This window comes from Flectobacillus sp., from assembly GCF_049240685.1.
GTDB lineage: Bacteria > Bacteroidota > Bacteroidia > Cytophagales > Spirosomataceae > Flectobacillus.
The window spans coordinates 1-2,956 of the sequence record NZ_JBMLSD010000042.1; the positions used below are offsets into that span (position 1 = coordinate 1).

Consider the following 2,956-nt stretch of genomic DNA (forward strand, 5'->3'; position numbering starts at 1 on the left):
TGTGTTTTAGGGAAAAGGCAGCAGACACAAGGCAAAGCGTGTTAAAATGTCTTTAATGACCACGGACATGGATTTTTCCATTAGCCCATCGCCGAAAGCCGATACCTGAAGGCTTTGGGTATTTGGCAAAAAGCTAACTATTGTTACCAAGAAACAATGTTACTCACTTTGCCTGCTGCCTTTAACAAAAAACTTAAATCTAATTCTACACGATTACATATAATCTATGTTAAAAGAAGGATTAGGCACTGGTTTACTGTAAATCCTCAATCATGATGATCAAAGAGGTATGCAAGTCCAAGACAAAGTCTTGGACTTGGGGTTTTCTTATTTACCAATGAATCAAACGGTTTTGACTTGCCCCATAGCTGGGTCGGTATAACTCGGTTTTCCTGTTTCGACGTGGCCTGCGTATCTTCTCAAAAAATCTGGTGAACCCTTAACTTTTACAGATAAATCATACCAGTTATAACTTTTAGTCAAATCAAAAATTACTTTAGTGCTTTTTTCAGGTTCTAAGGCGACTGTTTTAAGACCTGTTTCGTAGGATTCATCGAGTAGTTCTACAAGAAGTTTTTCTTTTGAAATATTTTGGAGTTCAATAATGATATTACCAGACAACAAAGCGCCCTGCGATGCTTGTTCGTAAGATAAAACTGTATGAAGCTTATCCATAGAATCTCCTTGGAATGTTCTAAAAAAGCCATTTGGGGCATAGATATCAATGGCGTATTTGCTTGATTCACTTTCAGTTAGTTTCCAGATGTCCGTGATGGTGTCTCCAGCTTTTACGGCATAATCTCTAGCCAGCATGGTTTCAAAGCCAAGCGCTTTGCCATCTACATCTTTTTTCTGATAAGCGATGGTGGAGTAGGCTTTGAAAGGTGAGCCTTTGGCATTTTTTCCAAACACTTTGTTACCCACTTTCATTTTGACCTCAAAAGAATCACCCTTCAGCTGTCCGTCGACATACAATTCGTAAGGAATTGCACAGGCAGGTCGAATCCCCTTTTCTTGTTTGGGCATCCAAGGCGCGGATTGAGGATTTTGATTAATTGCTTTTTGTTCCTCTAAGGTAAGATTTTTATAGCCTGAAGGTAACTCCTTAAATTGTGCTTGATGAACAGATTGAATGAAGGGTTCTTTGTCTACAAAATTAGGAAGAGGGATATTTTCTCCGTTGTAAGTCTGAAAAACAGAGGTAAGGTCTCCACAAACCGTTCTTCTCCATTCGGTAATATTCGATTCGTGGATATTTTCTTTTGACTTTTTAGAAATAAATTTTTCTAAGAATTGAATCACAGAGGTATGGTCAAATACTTCCGAACATACACGACCTCCGCGCGACCACGGAGAGGCAATTAGTAGAGGTACTCTAAAACCTAAGCCAATGGGTCCTTTTCGGATGTCTTGATAGGGTCTTAATTTTTCATGCTCCAGATTTACCCGCTCTTGGCTAGGGTCTATTCCTTTAGAAACTTTTCCAGAATCAACTGCCTGATGATCAGGAGCTACAAAGGGAGGGATATGGTCGAAATAGCCGTCATTTTCGTCATAAGCTAAAATAAAGATGGTCTTTTTCCAGATTTCAGGATTTTTGGTTAAAATATCCATTGCCTCCGACAAATACCATGCGCCGTACCAAGGCGCGCCAGGATGGTCAGAAAAGTTTTCAGGAGCCACAAGATAAGATACAGTTGGCAGCGAATTATTGTTTACGTCTTCTCTAAATTGAAACAATACATCACTTTGAGGCACGGCCATCTCTCGCTCTTTTCCCTCAAAATCGTATTTGAGATGAGTCAATTTTCTGTATTGAGGGTCTTTTCTATTGTTGGTAAATGCGCGTTGATGAATCGATTTTTGAAAATTGCTGAGCGTATTAAATTTATCGGGGTGATAATCGATTAAATCTCGTTTTACTTGAGATAACCAAGCCTTTTTTGATTCGAGTTGTCGAGAAGCTTTTTTAAAATCAGCACTCGTTGAGTCTAAAGTTGGTATTTTTGTTTCAAGAGCACTAATTTCTTTAGGCAAAACTTTCTCCATTTGTTGAATATACTCGTAATATTCAGGGGCAAATTTTACCTTGTAGTTCTCAAACCATTCGATAGGATTATCTGTAAAGTTGGCCAGCCAAGCATCCTCTTCGCCCTCCAATCCTGTGGGTAGACTTATTTCGTTTTGATAGATTTTCCACGAAACTTTGGCCTCTTCAAGTCGTTCGGGAAATGTTTTCCATTTTGCCCATTTTTCATAGTCAACATCCTCATTTTTAACGTTGGCTTTGGTATCGAAGGAGGCTTTTTCTCTAATTGTTCCCGACCACAGATAAAGACGGTTGGGGGTTGTACCAGTTAAGGATGAACAAAAATTTTGGTCACATATCGTAAAGGCATCGGCCATTGCGTAATAGAAAGGGATGTCTTCACGATTGTAATATCCCAAAGTCAAAGGCATATCCTTATAATCTTTGTTCCCTGATTGTTTGGCTCCAAGCCAGCCATTATTTTTACCCCCATTGAGTGCATCAATTTGATTTTCCCAAGAATGCGGTAGTGAACTCATCCATGTGGCTTTAGAATCCTTCAAATTTAGGCGGAATGGTGCGTAGGTTTTACCGTCTTTGGTAGATTGTAACCAAACTTTGCGTTTTTGCCCATCGGTAAGAGCACGAGGGTCATTAAATCCGCGAACACCTTGTAGAGTACCGAAGCAATGGTCAAAAGACCTGTTTTCTTGCATAAGAATTACTACATGTTCGGCATCCCAAAAAGTACTTCCTTGAGCTGGATTAATGGCCAACGCACGTTGAATAGACTGAGGTAAAGTGCCAAATAGTCCGGCACCGCTTGCCAAAAAACTGGCTTTTCGAATAAATTCTCTTCTGGATTCCATAAGTTTTTGTTTCAATTGGGCTTATTATTTTCTAAGTAAGTAGGAAAACGTTGTTAGT

General features: G+C 39.4%; 1 protein-coding gene. It reads right to left on the reverse strand.

What is annotated here, in order from left to right; genetic code table 11:
- Nucleotides 1–342: 342 nt before the first annotated feature.
- Nucleotides 343–2,898, reverse strand: a complete 2,556-nt coding sequence (locus ACOVQ4_RS02105; RefSeq protein WP_421819011.1) for a phosphocholine-specific phospholipase C — start codon at nucleotides 2,896–2,898, stop codon at nucleotides 343–345.
- Between the last annotated feature and the right edge of the window lie 58 nt (nucleotides 2,899–2,956).

Excerpts from the sequence above, each read along its gene's own strand:
- ACOVQ4_RS02105 (WP_421819011.1), bottom strand. The coding sequence starts at position 2,898 with ATGGAATCCAGAAGAGAATTTATTCGAAAAGCCAGTTTTTTGGCAAGC.